Annotated in this window: 3 protein-coding genes; 1 reads left to right on the top strand and 2 read right to left on the bottom strand. The window is 71.0% G+C overall.

Features of this window, described 5'->3' with window-relative positions; genetic code table 11:
- Both GJ634_RS15005 and GJ634_RS15000 read right to left on the bottom strand, forming a co-directional pair.
- The coding region (locus GJ634_RS15005; RefSeq protein ID WP_197425558.1) for a VOC family protein at positions 1-315 on the bottom strand (315 nt) is incomplete at its 3' end.
- A gap of 6 nt (positions 316-321) precedes the next feature.
- The gene (locus GJ634_RS15000; RefSeq protein ID WP_157503634.1) at positions 322-936 is read right to left on the bottom strand and encodes a VOC family protein; all 615 of its coding nucleotides are present in this window, start codon (positions 934-936) and stop codon (positions 322-324) included.
- A 119-nt stretch (positions 937-1,055) separates the two neighbouring features.
- On the opposite strand from GJ634_RS15000, the gene GJ634_RS14995 reads away from it, so the two are divergent.
- Positions 1,056-1,811, top strand: coding sequence for a DUF2797 domain-containing protein (locus GJ634_RS14995; RefSeq protein WP_331714210.1), 756 nt, complete (start codon positions 1,056-1,058; stop codon positions 1,809-1,811).
- The last annotated feature ends 226 nt before the right edge of the window (positions 1,812-2,037 follow it).

Genomic DNA, 2,037 nt, shown 5'->3' with positions numbered 1-2,037 from the left:
GACGTCGACGCCGTGGTCGGCCAGGCGGCCCCGCCAGTACGGCAGCGAGCCCGGCGGGACGACGAACGCCACCGCCGCAATCTGGGGTTTACCGACGCGGCCCGGCGACTCGTTCGGGTACGGGAAACACGTCAGGACGGTCCCGGGGTCGCCGGTCGCGTTCCCGTAGAAGAGGTGGTAGCGCAGCACGTCGTTCTGGTTGACCGTGCGCTTGACGAGCCGCAGCCCGAGGACGCCGACGTAGAAGTCGACGTTCCGCTGGGCGGACGCGACGAGGCCGGTGACGTGGTGGATGCCGGGCGTGTCGGAGAGCATCGGCCCCTAGTAGCCGACGCCGGTGGAGGCGTCCGGGAGGTCGGCGGGCTCGGCGTCGAGGCCGAGCTCCTCGAGGGCCTGCTTCATGTGGCGGTCCTCGGCGAAGTCCGCGCCGTCCTCCTCGCGGATGCGCTGGGCGGTCGCCAGCACCTCGCCGCGGCGCTCGTCCGGGATGTCGTACTTGTCCGCGGAGAGCTCGACGATGAGGCCGTTGTTGTCCTGCGTGTACAGCGAGAAGAAGATGCCGCGGTCGAAGACGTTGTAGCCGTGGCCGGCGTCTTCGAGGGCTTCCATGACGTCCTCGAAGTCCTCCGCCGCGATGGAGAAGGAGAGGTGGTGGACGCTTCCGGTCTGCGTGGGGACGCGGCCGCGGTTGGACGCGCGGTCGTCGCTGACGAAGACGGTGAGGATGCGGCCGTCGCCGGTGTCGAAGAACAGGTGCGTCTGGGAGGGGTCGTCGAGGTTCGGCTGCCGGAGCACGAGCGGCATCCCGAGCAGGTCGCGGTAGAACGCGATGGTGTCCTCGGCGTTGCTCCCCCAGATGGTGATGTGGTCGGTGCCCGTCGTCCGGAACGGGCTGTCGGGTGCCTCTGCGGAGACCGGGATGGATTCGTCTGCCATACGTCCTGGTAGACCGCCCGCCCGGATAAGCGCTCGCGGGTGTCGACGCCACCGGGTGACACGCACGTCATCGGCGGGCGAACGCCACCGCTTTATTCGGGAGCGCCCTACCCGAGCGCGTGCAGATTGTGGGGTACGAGACGACGCCCGGGGACGGGCCGGCCGCGCTCCGCGTCGCCAGCGAGAGCAGTGTGGACCGCGTGCCGCTGCTGCCGGGCGAGTCGCTGGCGTACACGCTCGGCGAGCGCCACTGCGCGGGCGCCACCGACGAGGGCGTCCACGAGGCCTGCGAGCAGGCGGCCGCGCCGTACTGCGACGAGCACACGTCGACGTGGCCCTGTGCGCGCTGCGTCGGGAACTGCGCGATGCCGCTGGAGTCATGCCACGAGGAGCACGCGGTCTACCTCGCGGCGTTCGCGCCCGACACGTTCAAGGTGGGCGTGACGCGGTCGTGGCGCCTCGACACGCGGCTGCGCGAGCAGGGCGCCGACCGCGCGGCGCACATCCGGACCGCCGAGGACGGAAAGCGCGCGCGGCAGATCGAGTACGGCATCGCGGAGACGGTTCCCGACCGCGTGCGCGTCCCGACCAAGATTCGGGGGTTCGGCGAGCGCGTCGACGAGGCCGCGTGGGACGACCTCGTCGCGGAGTACGACCCCATCGAGCGCTTCGACTTCGACTACGAGCTGGCGTTCGACGCGCGGCCCGTCGCGGAGACGATGGCGACCGGGACGGTGCTCGGGACGAAGGGCCGCGTGCTCGCGCTCGAACGCGACGGCACCACGTACGCCGTGGACATGCGCGACCTCGTCGGCTACGACGTCACCGAGGGCGCGAGCGACCGCGACCGGCAGTCGAGTCTCGGCGCGTTCTGAGCGGGCCGGAAAGCGGCTTTTTTCAGTGCGGACGGTGAACGCGTGGGTATGGCAGACGACGAACCCGAGGCAGACGACGGAGAGAACGGGGACAGCGAGGAGAAGTCCTTCCGAGAGCGCGTCGAGGAGATCCGAGAGGAGCGCGCGCAGGAACGCGAGGACGGCGAGGGCGGCGAGGGCGGCCCCCGCGAGCGCATGGAAGAGGCCATGGGCGGCGGCGGTGGCG

This window comes from Halobacterium sp. CBA1126 (genome assembly GCF_009741975.1).
Lineage (GTDB): Archaea > Halobacteriota > Halobacteria > Halobacteriales > Halobacteriaceae > Halobacterium.
This window is presented reverse-complemented; position numbering and strand designations above follow the sequence as displayed.